This window comes from Burkholderia sp. 9120 (assembly GCF_000745015.1).
In the GTDB taxonomy this organism is placed as follows: domain Bacteria; phylum Pseudomonadota; class Gammaproteobacteria; order Burkholderiales; family Burkholderiaceae; genus Paraburkholderia.
Window position 1 is genome coordinate 1,658,715 of sequence record NZ_JQNA01000002.1, and the last position, 14,262, is coordinate 1,672,976.

The window sequence follows — 14,262 nt, forward strand, 5'->3', positions numbered from 1 at the left end:
TCTTGCCCGTATCAATCAACTTTTCTCATATCTCCATGCAACGTGTTCCGTCCCTGAAGTTGCTGATGGGCTTTGAAGCCGCCGCGCGGCTGGGCAATTTCTCGCGCGCGGCCGACGAACTGCATCTGTCGCAATCGGCGATCAGCCATCAGATCCAGCAACTGGAAGAACAGTTGGGGCAGCCGCTGTTTCGCCGGATCGGCCGTGGTGTGGAATTGACGGTGGCGGGCGAGGTGCTGCAGCGAAGCGTGCAACGTTCAATGGAAACGCTGCGCAGCGGGCTCGGCCGCATCGCCACGTATCTGGACCCTGGGCTGGTCGTGCTGGTATGTCCCGCGCCGGTGCTGCACGGCTGGCTGCAGCCGCGCCTCGATCAGTTGCAGCAGGTGCTGCCCGATCTGTGCCCGCTGCTCTCCACGGACGAAAGCGCGCGTTACGTCGATGAGATCGATGTCGATCTGACGATCGGCGCGCGGCCCATGCAGCAGGCCGGCCTGCTCGAAGTGCCTTTCCTGCAAGACGAATGGGTGACCGTGTGCGCCACCGAACTGGCGGCGAAACTGGCACGCGTGCCGCGTGCCAAGCATCATCTGCAGACGGGCCTGATTTGCCTCGAAGAAAACCTCACCAGCGAGAGCACTGGGCCGATTTTTCGCGGGCAGTTGTCGGCGTTTCGCATGAACGCGATCTACGACGATCAGCGTCTGGTGCTGGATGCCGTATTGCGTGGGCGCGGCATTGCCTGCCTGTCGAGGCTGGTCGCGCAAGGCAGCATCGATCAGGGCGCGTTGACCGTGCTCGCCGATTACCCGCGTTTGCCGGGCATGACATGGTGGCTGTCGCGCGTGGCCGGGCCGTCGCGTTCATCCTTCGTCGAGCAGATGTATGACTGGCTGCTCGCACAGGGCAAGCAGGCCGATCCCGGCCGCGGGCTCGAGGTCTAACGCGTCTCGGTACCGCGGCCGGCCTTGTCACGTCACGCGGGCAGTTCCCTCGTCGTGCAGTGAATCCCGCCGCCGCCCGACGCAATCCCCAGAATGTCCACCTGAACGATGTCGCGCCAGCCGGCGTAGGGCTGGATCGCTGCCAGTGCAGCGGCGTCCGCGTTGGCGTCGTTGAATTTCGGCATGATGATCGCGCCGTTGCAGGTGTAGAAATTGACGTAGCCGGCCGCGAAGTTCGTCAACTGACTGTCGTTCAAGGTCACGCCGTTGGAAGTGCCATAGTTCGCGGGCGTGGTCAGTTCGATCAGTTGCAACGTTCTTCCGCTCGCATCCGTTTGATTGTTCAGATGCTGCCAGTTGGCTTCGGTCAGCGCCCGCTCGCCCATGGAATTCGACGCGTCGTAGCAATAGGCAACCACGCCGGGCGCGAGAAACTTCGCGTAGAAGTCGACGTGCCCGTTCGTGATATCGGTTTCCTTGGCCGGCGTCGCGGCGCCGCCTTTTCCACCGGCTCCGCAACCGCGCGGAAAGATCGCCAGCCCGGGAATCCAGATGATTTTCTGCACACCCAGCGTGCGTTGCAGTTCGGCCAGCACGGTGTCTTTGGCGGTTGGCAGAAGCGTCGCGTGGGCAATCACGCCATTCGGAATCGAGAACAGTTGCGGGTTGCGATTGACGTGCAGCACCGCAGATTCCGTGAGGATCGCCGTGGCTTCGCCATCGAATTCGATCGCGCCGCCTTCGAGCGTCAACGTGCTTTGAACCAGCGTCGCGTTGTTCGCATTCGCCATCCAGCCCGCCAGCGAGTGATCCTTCGCGAACGGCTGGAAGAATTTGCCCGCCTTCGACTTGTTGCTGCTCGCCGCGACCGAAGCCGGCACCGTCATGCCCGCGTTGAGGTTCAAGCCGTCCGTGTTCGCGTTGCCCCAGCCGCTGAAGTTGAAGCTCACCGCGCACAACGCGTTGCCGTTCGCCGTGTCCTTGACGAAGAGACAACCGGTGTCGCGCGTCCACAGATCGTCGAAGCCATTGGCGAGCGCGATCAGATTGACGCCGCCCACGCCCGTGCCGCGTGCCACGTAGTTGGCGTGGATGTCGGGATTCGCGCCGCTCGCCGTCGCCAGCAAACTTTGCGCGACACTCAGGTCGACCGGCAGCACCAGCATGTTGACCGGCTCATACGTGCCGATCGCTTTCGCCACGTCCATCAGATCGGCCCGCACCCGGTCGATACCGGCGTCCGTGCTTTGCGACGTGACGGGCGTCCAGATGCCTTCCGAACCCGAGGCGAACGCCATATAGGTCGCCGTGTGCGATGCGTTTTCGGCGGGCAGTAGATACGCCGACTGGTTCGGCAACTCGTTGGCCGATAAGCGCGCGGACGAACGAGCCGCGGCAGGACTGGACGGCGAATCCGCGCCGCCGCACGCCGCCAGCGTGCCCATCAACGACACGCCGAGCAGCGTGGCCGATCCCTTGATAAAGCCGCGGCGGGTCAATGGCGAGTGAACGGGCGCCACGCACGACGGTTGGGTGCTTTTGTCTTTCATCGCATCTCCATGAGTTATGAGCTATGAGCCAACTGATTCGGTCTTTCACAGCGTCATGCCCACGAAACACGGCATGACGCTGCGTCATACCGCGCTAGAACGAGTAGATAAACTGCGTGGCGAGCAGGTCGTTGGAACTGCTGTACGAACCGTCGTTGCGCAGGAACACCTTGTTGTTGGCCCAGTCGTGCCGATACTCGACTTTCACCGTGATCTGCGCGGTCGGGAAGAACAGCAGATCGAGCGCGACGTCCTGGCGATTCGAGCCCTTGCACTGCAGGCCCAAACCGCCGTTCGCCTGCGCGTTGGCCATACAGTCCGCGCTGACGCCGAAGCCGTTGTACGGATCGCGCCCTTGCCCATTCAGCGCGACCCCGCCGCCACCGCCGCCGTTCTTGCTGTCGGCGAGGAAGTCGTAGCGCAGCGTCGCGCCCATCCGCCCGAGGCCCGGCACACTGAACTTGCGATGCGCGAGTAGCGACACGCCGTACCACTGCGCCTGACCGCCGTTGAAGGCGGCGTTCTGTTGCTGGCCATAGTCGAGTTCGACGTTGTATTGCACGTCGGCAAGCAGATACGTCAAGTCGGCTTCGGAGAAAAAGAACGTGCCGAAACCACTGGGCGTCTGACCGCTCACGCCATAACTAACCGCGCCGGTCGTTGGATTGATCGCGCTCGGCAAGGTCTGCCGGCCGATGTTGAACGACGCGCCGATATCGAGCGCGCTCGACCACGTATAGTCCGCGCGCGCCGTGAAGGTCGGCACCTTGTTGCTGATCGTGATCGGGTCGCCCAGCGCATTGACGCCGGTCTGCGTGATGGCGCCGTTGGTCCGGTACTGTTCGTTGCCAAGCAGGAACTTCCACGCCCAGTTGCCCTTCGCGTAGTTCGCGCCGAGGCCGATATAGCTGCCCGGATCGGAGAAGTCGTACAGCAGGTTGTGGGTCAGCGTGAGCATCTGGTTCGACTGCTGCACTTCATAGCCGCCGAAGCTCGACATCAGGCCGGCGACGAACGTCGTCGTGCCCGACAGCGGCACGCTGACCACCGCCGTGTTCAGAATGTCGTTGCCGATCTGGCCATGCTCGTTTTGCAGCAACGTGATGCCGTTGCCGCGATTCGGCATCAGCGTGATTTCCGCCGACGGCGCCATCGGTCCGACGCCGAAGGTCTTCTTGATATCGAGGTACACGTCGCCGAACGTACTGTTGAAGTAGCCGCCGGTGCTTTCGTGGTTCGCGAACAGGAACGACGAACTGCCTTGCGCGCGGTTGTACACGTAGGTCGGATCGATATAACCCGTGATGGAGAGACCGGCAATCGGACCAGTGTTCGCGGCATCTTCGAGCGAATTCACTTTCAGTTGCTGAACGGCGAGTTGCTGCTTCATCGACGTAACGTCGCCGTTGGTGAGCGTCGCCTGCGCCTGACCGTACGCGGACGACGAGACGTCGACCGGTGCGGCTGCCGGCGTGGGCATCACGGCAGTGGCCACCGGCGTGGCCGGTGGTTGCGTCTGCAACCGCTTCACCTCTTTTTGCAGCGCGTCGAGGCGTGCCTGCAATGCCCGGATCTGGTCCGCCGTGGTGTCCGCCAGCGCGATGCCGGGCAGACAGCCCGCCACCAGCAGACCAATCAGTTTCTTTCTCACGCAAAGTCTCCTCGTTTGTTGTAGTGCGATGAATTGGTTGAGACGTTGGCCGTCGCGAGCGCTGCCTTTCACGGAACGCAGACGCGAGCGCTCTCCTGCGAGGCGGCTCACAAAGCGGCTCACAATCGGTACTGCTGCGATCAGGGAAAGGTCGCGCTCCGGCTCTCTCGCGCGCGTTAGCAGCGCGAGAGATGGGTTAGCGCGACGAGGGTTTCATGCGGCGCGATGCTCAGCGGCCCGCCTTCAACTGCGCCCAAAGACGGTTTTCCAGGCGGACGATATCGATCGGCAACGGCTTCATCAGCGTCATCTTGCTCAGCACCTCGTCGCCCGGATAAACGCTCAGGTCCTGCGATACAACCGGGCTGACGAACGGCCGCGCGGCGCGGTTCGCGGTCGGATAGAACACCTCGTTGGTGATTGCGGCGTTGACCTTCGGGTCTTCGATATAGTTGATCCACTTCATAGCCGCTTCGGGATGCGGCGCGTCCTTCGGGATCACCATCACGTCGAACCACAGCAAGCCGCCTTCCTTAACATTCGAGAAGCGGATCTCGTACGAGCGTTTCGCCTCGGCCGCGCGCCGCCGCGCAATGCCCACGTCGCCCGACCAACCGATCGCCACGCAAACATCGTTATTGGCGAGGTCGTTGATATAGCCCGACGAGTTGAACTGTGTGATGTACGGCCGTACTTTCTTCAGCAGATCGAAGGCCGCCTGATAGTCGCCGGGGTTCGAACTGTTCGGATCCTTGTGGAGATACTGCAGCGCGGTCGCGAACGCGTCGGCGGCCTGATCGAGGAACGAAACGCCGCAGTTCTTCAATTTCGACACGTTCGCCGGATCGAATACCAGCGCCCAACTGTCCACCGGCGCGTTGTCGCCGAGCGCCTTCTTCACTTCCTGCACGTTGTAGCCGATACCGTCGGTGCCGTACGCCCAGGGCACGCCGTATTGCGCACCCGGATCGGCATCCGCGATCATTTTCATCAGCACCGGATCGAGATTCTTCAGGTTCGGCATTTGCGCCTTGTCGAGCTTCTGCAGCATGCCCGCCTGAATCTGCCTCGCCATATAGTTCGACGACGGCACGACCACATCGAAACCCGAACTTCCTGCCAGAAGCTTCGCTTGCAGCGTGTCGTCGCTGTCGTAGTTGTCGTAGCGCACGTGAATGCCGGACTGCTTTTCGAAGTTCGGGATCGTGTCCTTCGCGATGTAATCCGACCAGTTGTAGACGTTGAGTTCGGTGTCGGCCGCGCGTGCGGATGCCGGGCAAAACAGCAGCAGCCCGGTAATCGCGACGAGAGCGGCACTCGCGGCCTGATGACGGAAATGACGAACACGCATGGTTATTTTCCTTGAAGTAAGCGTGAGGATTGAGGGTGTGTGAGGCGATCGGACACAGCCGGACACGGCGGGCGTGAATCATCCGCGCCCGCAAACTGGCTGACTACTTGTTTTCCATTACTAACTAAATGATTTATCTGAATCGCCAGGCGAATCGACATGGCGACTGTTGCTCAAGCAACCTCACCGCGACCAGGGCCGGTTGCTGCCTGTCGATGGGTGAGCCATTGTGGGTCGAACAAAAGCTGATGAGAATTGATGTTTTTTGTTTGATTCGATCAATTCCGCTCATGCCTTTCAGGGCGAAAGGTAGGGGTCGCGCGCAAAAATGCCTATGCGGTACTCGGCGTGACGCATCGATTCTGATCGCGTTGCAGCGCGTTCCGGCGTGCTTCGCCGCACTCTATAGGCTGTTACAAAATGCGTCTTTGTCAAACCCTATAGGTTTGCTAACCTTTCAGAAACAATTCGTAACGTGGTTATTACCCCATCAAATCCGACGCCCTGCCTGCCGGCGTCGAAGTGACTGAGAGGGTTAAACATGACCGTTGTCGACCGGGTATTTCGCGTTGCCGCTCACCAGATCGATTCCCTTCAATCGGGCTTGCCGCCGGCTTAGCCAGTCTCTTTCCGATGTATTCGAATTAACTGAAGCACGCACCCCGACCCGAGGTGATGGTGAGACTGTCGATTCGCAACAGCGCGGCCGTTCTGCTAGGTTTTTCCATTGCATCGAGTGCGCTCGCTCAAAGCGAGGCCGACGACGCCAACAAGAGTAATAACCCGCTCAATCTCGCGGCGTCGTTCAACATTCAAGATTATTACGCGCCCAGCGTGCACGGCGCGAATGCGCACACCAACGACTTTCTGCTACGTCCCACAGTGCCGCTGGGCCCCAACGGCATCGTTCCCGTCCCGCAGATTTTTCGCCTGACCGCACCGATCAGTACGCGTCCCGATCCAACCGGCGGCTACAACACGGGCCTCGGCGATATCAATCTGTTCGACATATTTCTGCTGAGTCAGAGCGGAACGCAGATCGGCGTGGGGCCGCTCGTGACGTTGCCCACTGCGACCGACCCCAGCCTCGGCACCGGCAAGTGGCAAGCCGGCCTCGCGGCCGTCGTGGTGAACGCGAGCAAGGCCAGGTTGATCGGCGCGCTGATTCAATGGCAGCACTCGTTCGCGGGCCAGAGCAGCCGGCCCACCGTACAGTCCCTCACCGCCGAGCCCTTCGGCATTTTCAACTTGCCAGGCGGCTGGTATATCCGCTCCACCGGCATCTGGACGTTCGATCTGCAGCACGGCAGCTATTACATCCCCGTGGGCCTCGGTGCGGGCAAAGCATGGAAAAGCGGCACGACGATCTACAACGCATTTATCGAGCCGCAATATTCGGTGGCGCACTCAGGAGCGGGCGTGCCACGCTGGCAGATATTCGCCGGCCTCAATCTGACCTTCGGCAAGTAGATACGACAACTCGCGAGGCGCGAAAAAATGACGTTTCGTCCTTTACTGGTAGTGAGCGTGTTCGCGGCACTCGCCGCGTCCTGGGCGTCGCCGGGCTACACACAGACGAACGGCGCCGCGCCGCCCGCCGCGTTCACGGCGTCTGCCGCCGACGCGCGTGGCATCGCCAAAGACGCGTTCCTCTACGCGTATCCGATGCTCTACAACTACAAGACGCTGTACGAGCAGGCCGTGGATCCCGCCGCGAAATCCTACGTCGGCGGCTTTGGCCGGTTTCGCAATTATTCGCAGCCTTATGGCCCGGAGAAAAAGGACATCGTCACGCCGAACAACGACACGCCGTATTCCTGGGCGTGGCTCGATCTGCGGCGCGAGCCCTGGGTGCTGACGGTGCCGGCGATCCCCGACAAGCGCTATTACGTGTTCCAGTGGATCGATCTGTTCACCTATAACTTCGCGTACGTCGGTTCGCGCACCACCGGCGACGGCGCGGGCCACTACCTGTTCGCGGGACCGAACTGGCATGGCGAAACGCCCAAAGGTATCGACAAGGTATTTCGCTCCGAGACGGATTTCATCGTCACGCTGGGTCGCACCGCGCTGCTCGGACCCGCGGACGTGAAGAATCTGCAGGCGATCCAGAAGGGCTACAAGCTGACGCCGCTCTCCGCGTTCGAGCACAGCGCGCCGCCTCCGCCAGCGCCGAAGCTGTCGTTTCCGAAGTGGGACGAGGCGAAGGCGACCTCGATCGACTTCATCGCCTACCTGAATTTTCTGATGCAATTCACGCAACCGACCAACCCCGCCGAAGCCGATTTGATGCAGCGGTTCGCGACCATCGGCATCGCGCCGGGCAAACCGTTCGATGCGTCCGCCCTGCAACCGGATCAACGCGCCGCGCTCGAAGCCGGTGTCGCCGACGGCAAAGCCGCGCTCGCGAACGCGGAAAAACAGACTACGAGTTCGTTCGATCTGTTCGGCACGCGGCAGGATCTCGGCAGCAACTACACGACGCGCGCCGTGGCGGCCGCGATGGGCATCTACGGCAATACGAAAGAAGAAGCGGTGTATGTCGGCACCCGTCTGAATGCCGACCATCAGCAATTGCTCGGCTCGCAGCCTTATGTGATTCATTTCGACAAGCAGGATTTGCCGCCGGCCACATTCTTCTGGTCGATGACCATGTACGACTTGCCCGCGCGCCACCTGGTCGCGAATCCGATTCACCGGTATTCGATCGGCGACCGGACTCGCGGCCTCAAATACGGCGACGACGGTTCGCTCGATATCTATCTTCAACATACGTCGCCCGGGCCGGCCAGGGAGTCGAACTGGTTGCCCGCACCGGAGGGCGCGTATGACGTGATCGCGCGAATCTATGGTCCGGAGGCGGCGGTGTTCAACGGCAAATGGACATTCCCGGTCCCGCGGAAACAATAGCGGCGCCTGAACCAGAGAGGGGCTCGAATGAAAGCGCACAGCGTCCGGTATTGGCAAGGCCACACCACCCGTCTCGCCCTCGCGATGTGCGCGCTGGGCGCGGCGCAGGCATCGATGGCGACGGAAGGCGGCATAGGCCGTCCGATCACGGGGATGCAGGTCACGCCGTATGCCGGCGTGGTGCCGCCCACCGCCGACTGGATCGTGTCCATCACCTCGATCTATTACGAAGGTTCGCTCGGCGCGAGCAAAAGCATTCCGATTGCCGGCACCGTGACGGCCGGGATCAACTATGACATCTCGTACAACCTGATCAACGCGATCCGGACCTGGGGCATTACCGCGGGCGGCTGGAATTTCGCGTCGTCGTTCGGCGTGCCGGTTCAGTACACCGACGTGTCGTCGTTTCACGGACGCTTGCCGAACGACACCGCGACGCAGTTCAGCGATATCTTCTTCACGCCAGTGGTTGCGGGCTACCACCTGAGCAAGACCGATCACATCGCGCTCAGCGTGCAGATGTACGCGCCGACCGGCGCCTATAACCCGAACCGGCTCGCCAATGCCGGGCAGAACACCTGGACCTTCATTCCGACGCTGGCCTACACGAAGCTGATTCCCGCGCAGAACATCGAGTTGTCGGTGAACTACGGCATCGAGTTCTATACCGCGAATAGCGACACGCATTATCACAACGCGCCGCTCAGCGTCCTCGACCTGATGGCCGTGAAACGCTTTACAGGTGGCTGGGGTCTCGGCGTGATCGGCGGCTACATTCAGCAATTGGGCAACGACACGGGCGGTCTCGCCGAATTCACCGGCGGCTCGCGAGGTCATTCGGTGGGTATCGGCCCGATGGTGTCGTGGTCCGGCAAGGTCAGCAAAACACCGGTGTCCGCGTCGCTGCGCTGGGTCAATGAATTCGAAGTGGAGAACCGGCCCAAGGGCAACGCGGTGCAGTTATCGATCAGCGCGACCTTCCAGTAACGGACACGCGTGGCCTAGGGAGTGTCCCTGGGATTTCGCGCCGTTTGCAACACGCGTTCGCCAATCTGTCTTGATTAGACTGCAGGATGGCGTATTCGCGCGCTATACGGCGCATGGTGTCGATAGCCCGAGGTGCTACGCTCAGGAAAGCAGCCTTCGCGGCAGTGAGCCGCCGTTCAGCGGCAGAATCAGCAGCTATCAGAACATACCGCGAAGCGCGATTGCCTGTGAAGGGCGAAACATCGCTGCGGGAGCGACTGCGATGAAAATCAAAACTTATATTCTATTGACGCTGGTAGTGTTTAGCAGTGCTGCTTTCGGATGGCAGCCGCTGGCCTATCCCATTCGCAGTCAGAGCCCTTATCAGCGCAGCATCGACACCGCGACCTGCTATGCGGCGGCGAACCGGCAAACCAAAGTCAACATAGCGCACGAATCGCAGATTCCGCCGCGCCACCCTGCTGTTACCAAGACCTCATCGACCGGTGTGCCTTCGCGGCCGCCGTTGCCGCCCAGCAGCTTCTCGGCCACGCCGCCCGGCATCGGCATGCCGGCCGACGCGAGCGCGCCCGGCGCCAGCGCACCGGTTGCCACCGCCGCAGCGGGCGCGTCAGGGGCCAAGGCAAGCAACGCAACTAATCCAGCTAGTTCAGCCAACGCGACGGCGGCCACGCCCGCTTCGAATGCGACGGCGATGGCCGCCAATTCCGCATCGGCGACGAGTGCGGACAATGGCGCCTCGGAAACCGCCGCGGCAAGCGCAACGGAGGTCGCTGCGGCCTCGGGCGTGAAGCTGCCGCCGCTGCCGGCGCCCGAGCCGCCGATGACACAGTATTGGGCCGCGTATGGTGCATGCATGCAGGCGCGGGGTTACGTGGTAACACAGTAACCCGGCTTGCACGCCTCGCTGCGGAGCCTTGTTTTCCTTGATTGTGGCGTCCTGTATTCGACGCCCTTTTGCGAAACGGCAATGCTTAGCGACATTACTTCCGATCAGCATGATTATCCCCGATGCGGCCACTGCGGTGAGCCGCTAAGCGGCCGTTTTACGCGCTGTCCTTCGTGCCATGCGCATCCGGTCGAGACACTCGACGCGCATCCGGCGCCGCCTCCGTCTTTGAAGATTCCGTTGGAGCCCCCCCCCTCGACGATCGACGCGCGACTGCCCGCGCGCAGAATCTGGCGGCCTTCGTCGCGCGCGCTGGTCAATCCCTACGACGTGGTAGAGGAACCCGTGGTCGACGCGCCACCGCATCAGCGATTACGGCAGTCGCTGGTGATCAGCGGTTCGGTGCTGGTGGTGGCGTCCGCGGTGTACCTGGGTTTCATCCACAGCAACGACTCGGGCGTCGGACCGCCCATCGAAGTCTCGGGCAAGGTGAAGACGCAGAATGTCGTGCCGCCGATTGCGGTGGTTCAGCATCCCGCAGCGCCTTCGACGAATCGATCGGCAGCCGCGGCAGCGCAGCGGTCCACGACGATGGCGGCCCAGCATGCGCCCGTTGTCACCGCTCAGCGCCCGTCGTCAACCGCAAGCACAACCGCGACTGCGACCACAACCGCGACGACACAGCGCCCTACCGTCGTCGCTTCTCAACATGGTCCGCAGGTCGCCGCGCAGCACGCCGCAAACGCCACCGCCACCGAGACCACGCAGCGCCCTGCGATCGTCGCTTCCCAACGTAGCCCGGCTGTCACCAGTCAGCGGCCTACGACCGAGACGACGCAGCGCCCTGCGGTCGTCACCGCCCAACGCACCCTCGCCGCCAACACCCAACGCTCCGCGGCAGCCAACGAACAGCGACCGACACTCGCCGCCACTCAACGCACGCCGGCCACGGCCACGACCACCCCACGCCCCACGGTCATCGCCTCGCAGCGCGCCGCACCCGTACGCTTGCCGCCGCTCCCGCCCGCGAATCCACCGTTGCCCGCACCGCGCCGCGTCGCGGCCGCCGCGCCGGACACCCTGCGCACAGCAAGCAACGCCGGCAACTCCGGCAGCAACTCGCCGGATAAATCGCGCACGGACGTCTCGCGGCATATCAAAGCCGCACGCTTCGATCTCCAGCAAAACAATCTGTCGGCGACCCGCGCGCGACTCGCCGCAGCGATCGCCGTGCAGCCGGATAACCGTGACGCCCTCAACATGCGCTCCACGCTCAACACGCGCGAACAGCAACGCGACGCCCTGCTGAGCCTCGCGCGAAGTTGCGGCACGATCGCGCGCTGGACCTGCGTGCGCCATAGCGCGGGCAGTGCGCTGCAAATCGACTCGAGCAGCAAGGAAGCGCAGCGTCTCGTGATGCTCGCCGCGCGCGAAGCCGAGCCGGCGTTCACCCTGCCTGCGCCGTCCATACCCGATCCCGTGCCGGATCCACAGTTGGACAATCACCATTGATTGAGCCCGGCATCGCAAGACCCTCGCCGCGAAGCCACGCCATATAGACCAACGCGCCAGCGCGCCACGCCCTACCGCGTCGGCACCGCGAGCTTCACCTGATTGGCGATTGCGCGGTAGCGAGCCGCCGTATCCCTGAGCGTCAGACCGGTGAGCGAGCGTTGCGCCCGCGCCTGTCCCAACGCGGCGACCACGGCCTCGACATAGCACCGCATATCTTCGGTATCGACCAGTTGCACGTTCGGAAAGCCGTTCGCGAACGCGAAGGCCGGAATCCGGTTCGCCACGATCGGCACGCCGGAGGCCAACGCTTCGAGGAACGCCACGCTATGCGCCTCGGACTGCGACGGCATCACGAACACGTTCGACTCCGACAGCACACGCGCCACGTCGGTACGCGGCCCGGCGACCACCACACGTTCGCCGATGCCGAGCTGGTCGGCCAGCGCGATCACCTCGGCCTGATACTCGGGGTCTTCGATCACGCCGTAAAGCACGAGACGCGCGTCGTCCACCTGCTTGAGCACTTCGCTGAACGCGCGCACCGTGAGGAGCTGATTTTTCAACGCGGTGTAGCGGCCAATCTGCACGACTTGCGGCGCGCAATCGCTGCGCGCCACGCTATCCGTAAACGAAAAACGCGCCAGGTCCACGCCGTTGGGCACCACCGTCATCGACGGATGCGGGCCGATGGCCTTCACGTAATCGGTCACGCCTTGCTGCGACACGCCGATCACCACCCGCGCGCGACCCTTCAGGAGATGTTCGACGCGCCGGAACAGCGGCCGCTCGAAGTCGTTGCCCGCCGAATGCATGACGTACACGACCGGCACACGCAGCGGCAACGCGCGCGCGTAAAACGACGGAATGGTTGCGTGCGCGAAGATCACATCGGGACGGAAGCGCTGCACCGCGCGGAACAACTGCCACAGCTTGACGGGCAAACCGTGCCGATGCCGCGGGAACCAGCACTGCACGTCGTGGCTCTGCAGTTCCTCGCGCAACGAAGCGAAATCGGCATGCGCGGGCAGCAGCGACGCCACGCACACCGCCATCCCTTCGGCGGACTGGTCGAGCGCGAGGTCCTTCGCCAGGACTTCCGCGCCCGATAATCGTGGCGCAAGCACCAGATGGAAAACTCGCATCACGACGTCCTTGCAGTCAGCGTCCTGAATAGCATCCACGCCGCAGCGCAGCCGAGGCCGAGCGTCATCGACCAGGCAATGCCCGTCACGCCCCACCAATGCACCGCGGGCGGCGCACTCACCAGCAGCACGACGACCTGAATCGCCGACGCATGCACGGTCGCCTTCGCATCGCCCACCGCGCGCAGATACGCAACGAGCACGGCGATCAGCGCACCGATCGCCATGTTGATCACGAGGATCCGGAACAGCGGCACCGCGGGCAGCCAGGCCGCGCCGAGAATCAGCGAGAACAACGGCTCGGCGATCATCCTGAGCACCACGACGAACGCGGTCAGTCCCACCGCGATCGCCAGCAGATAGATCTTGATGACGCGCGACGCCGACTGCGGATTGCGCCTGTGGTGCGCCGCGAACGTGGGAAACAGGTATTGCGACATGGCGATCGCCGCATCGGCGAGCAGCATCTGCGCGAGCCGCGACGACATCTGATAGCTGCCCAGTTGCGCGGGCCCGAGCAGTTTGCCGACCACCACCTTATCGAACTGATTGAGCAACAGATTGATCACGCTGCTCGCCCAGATCCAGCGGCTGAACCCGACATAGTGACCGATGCCCGACCACACCGCGCGAATCGGCGGACGCGGTTTCATGGTGGCCCAGGTCAGCGTGCTCTTCAAGCTTTCGCCCGCCACGAGCCCGATCAGCACCGAAGCCGCACCCGCGCCGAAATACGCGAGCGCGAGCCCAACCGAGCAATCGACGAACGACGCCGCCACTTCGACGCCGGCAATGTGCTGAAAGCGCCGCTCGCGCTGCACCACGTAGTAGGTCGGTGAAGCCAGCCCGCGCAACAACGGCAACAACGCGGCCAGTTGTATCAGCACGAGCGAACCGTTCAGATGGAATTGACTGCTCAGCAGCGGCGCAAGCGCGACCAGCAGTAAAGAAATGAGGACGCCGCGCGCGGTCAGCGTCGTCCAGACCGCGCCGAGTTGCGGACGCGTGGGCGCATGCTCGCCCTGAATGACGGCCTGCGCGAGCCCGGTGTCGGACAGCGCTTCGGCAATCGCCACCGCGAGCAAGGCCACGCTCACGCTGCCGATCGCCGCCGGCCCGAGCATGCGGCCGATCGCGAGGAATTTGATCGCCACGAGGCCACGCACGGCGAACTGTTGCAGCAACACCCACGTTGCCGCACTCGCGCCGAAACTGCCCGCTATCGACACTGCCGGAAGCCTGATCGCCCGCAAGCTGTCTCTCCGTCAAAACCTGGTGCGGCCAGATGGGCGCCAGGCAGCGATAAAAGTATCGCTGCGAACG

At 62.9% G+C, this 14,262-nt stretch carries 11 protein-coding genes; 6 read left to right on the plus strand and 5 right to left on the minus strand.

Annotated features, from left to right (window positions below; all coding sequences use genetic code 11):
- Nucleotides 1-35 precede the first annotated feature (35 nt).
- The gene (locus FA94_RS15660; RefSeq protein ID WP_035552754.1) at nucleotides 36-944 is read left to right on the plus strand and encodes a LysR family transcriptional regulator; all 909 of its coding nucleotides are present in this window, start codon (nucleotides 36-38) and stop codon (nucleotides 942-944) included.
- Between the two features lie 32 nt (nucleotides 945-976).
- Here FA94_RS15660 and FA94_RS15665 read toward each other — a convergent pair whose 3' ends face one another.
- From FA94_RS15665 to FA94_RS15675, 3 genes are all read right to left on the minus strand, one after another.
- The gene (locus tag FA94_RS15665) at nucleotides 977-2,494 is read right to left on the minus strand and encodes an agmatine deiminase family protein (protein ID WP_051980592.1); all 1,518 of its coding nucleotides are present in this window, start codon (nucleotides 2,492-2,494) and stop codon (nucleotides 977-979) included.
- A 94-nt stretch (nucleotides 2,495-2,588) separates the two neighbouring features.
- The gene (locus FA94_RS15670) at nucleotides 2,589-4,145 is read right to left on the minus strand and encodes a DUF3138 family protein (RefSeq protein WP_035552758.1); all 1,557 of its coding nucleotides are present in this window, start codon (nucleotides 4,143-4,145) and stop codon (nucleotides 2,589-2,591) included.
- A gap of 229 nt (nucleotides 4,146-4,374) precedes the next feature.
- Nucleotides 4,375-5,496, minus strand: coding sequence for a polyamine ABC transporter substrate-binding protein (locus FA94_RS15675; protein WP_035552761.1), 1,122 nt, complete (start codon nucleotides 5,494-5,496; stop codon nucleotides 4,375-4,377).
- A gap of 675 nt (nucleotides 5,497-6,171) precedes the next feature.
- On the opposite strand from FA94_RS15675, the gene FA94_RS15680 reads away from it, so the two are divergent.
- The 5 genes from FA94_RS15680 to FA94_RS15700 all read left to right on the plus strand — a co-directional run bounded on the left by FA94_RS15680 (nucleotide 6,172) and on the right by FA94_RS15700 (nucleotide 11,794).
- Nucleotides 6,172-6,966 carry a hypothetical protein gene (locus tag FA94_RS15680; RefSeq protein WP_035552763.1) on the plus strand — a complete coding sequence of 265 codons (795 nt, stop codon included), beginning with the start codon at nucleotides 6,172-6,174 and terminating at the stop codon, nucleotides 6,964-6,966.
- A 27-nt stretch (nucleotides 6,967-6,993) separates the two neighbouring features.
- Nucleotides 6,994-8,406, plus strand: a complete 1,413-nt coding sequence (locus tag FA94_RS15685) for a DUF1254 domain-containing protein (protein WP_035552765.1) — start codon at nucleotides 6,994-6,996, stop codon at nucleotides 8,404-8,406.
- Nucleotides 8,407-8,433: 27 nt separating this feature from the next.
- Complete coding sequence (locus FA94_RS15690; RefSeq protein WP_051980593.1) at nucleotides 8,434-9,393, plus strand: SphA family protein; 960 nt, start codon at nucleotides 8,434-8,436, stop codon at nucleotides 9,391-9,393.
- Nucleotides 9,394-9,655: 262 nt separating this feature from the next.
- Nucleotides 9,656-10,282 (plus strand): hypothetical protein, encoded by a 627-nt coding sequence (locus tag FA94_RS15695; RefSeq protein WP_035552768.1) that lies wholly within the window; start codon nucleotides 9,656-9,658, stop codon nucleotides 10,280-10,282.
- 240 nt (nucleotides 10,283-10,522) lie between these two features.
- The gene (locus FA94_RS15700) at nucleotides 10,523-11,794 is read left to right on the plus strand and encodes a hypothetical protein (RefSeq protein ID WP_156126640.1); all 1,272 of its coding nucleotides are present in this window, start codon (nucleotides 10,523-10,525) and stop codon (nucleotides 11,792-11,794) included.
- 71 nt (nucleotides 11,795-11,865) lie between these two features.
- Here the strand turns inward: FA94_RS15700 and FA94_RS15705 are convergent, their stop codons facing one another.
- Together FA94_RS15705 and FA94_RS15710 are read right to left on the minus strand one after the other, a co-directional pair.
- The gene (locus FA94_RS15705) at nucleotides 11,866-12,939 is read right to left on the minus strand and encodes a glycosyltransferase (RefSeq protein ID WP_035552772.1); all 1,074 of its coding nucleotides are present in this window, start codon (nucleotides 12,937-12,939) and stop codon (nucleotides 11,866-11,868) included.
- Entirely contained in the window at nucleotides 12,939-14,192 is a 1,254-nt protein-coding gene (locus FA94_RS15710; RefSeq protein WP_035552775.1) for an oligosaccharide flippase family protein, read from the minus strand. The genes FA94_RS15705 and FA94_RS15710 overlap by 1 nt, the downstream gene beginning before the upstream one ends.
- Nucleotides 14,193-14,262: the final 70 nt, after the last annotated feature.

What these genes read in the sequence shown, in the direction of transcription:
- FA94_RS15660 (WP_035552754.1), top strand. Translation starts at nt 36, where the DNA reads ATGCAACGTGTTCCGTCCCTGAAGTTGCTGATGGGCTTTGAAGCCGCC.
- FA94_RS15665 (WP_051980592.1), bottom strand. Translation starts at nt 2,494, where the DNA reads ATGAAAGACAAAAGCACCCAACCGTCGTGCGTGGCGCCCGTTCACTCG.
- FA94_RS15675 (WP_035552761.1), bottom strand. Translation starts at nt 5,496, where the DNA reads ATGCGTGTTCGTCATTTCCGTCATCAGGCCGCGAGTGCCGCTCTCGTC.
- FA94_RS15680 (WP_035552763.1), top strand. Translation starts at nt 6,172, where the DNA reads ATGGTGAGACTGTCGATTCGCAACAGCGCGGCCGTTCTGCTAGGTTTT.
- FA94_RS15685 (WP_035552765.1), top strand. Translation starts at nt 6,994, where the DNA reads ATGACGTTTCGTCCTTTACTGGTAGTGAGCGTGTTCGCGGCACTCGCC.
- FA94_RS15690 (WP_051980593.1), top strand. Translation starts at nt 8,434, where the DNA reads ATGAAAGCGCACAGCGTCCGGTATTGGCAAGGCCACACCACCCGTCTC.
- FA94_RS15695 (WP_035552768.1), top strand. Translation starts at nt 9,656, where the DNA reads ATGAAAATCAAAACTTATATTCTATTGACGCTGGTAGTGTTTAGCAGT.
- FA94_RS15705 (WP_035552772.1), bottom strand. Translation starts at nt 12,939, where the DNA reads ATGCGAGTTTTCCATCTGGTGCTTGCGCCACGATTATCGGGCGCGGAA.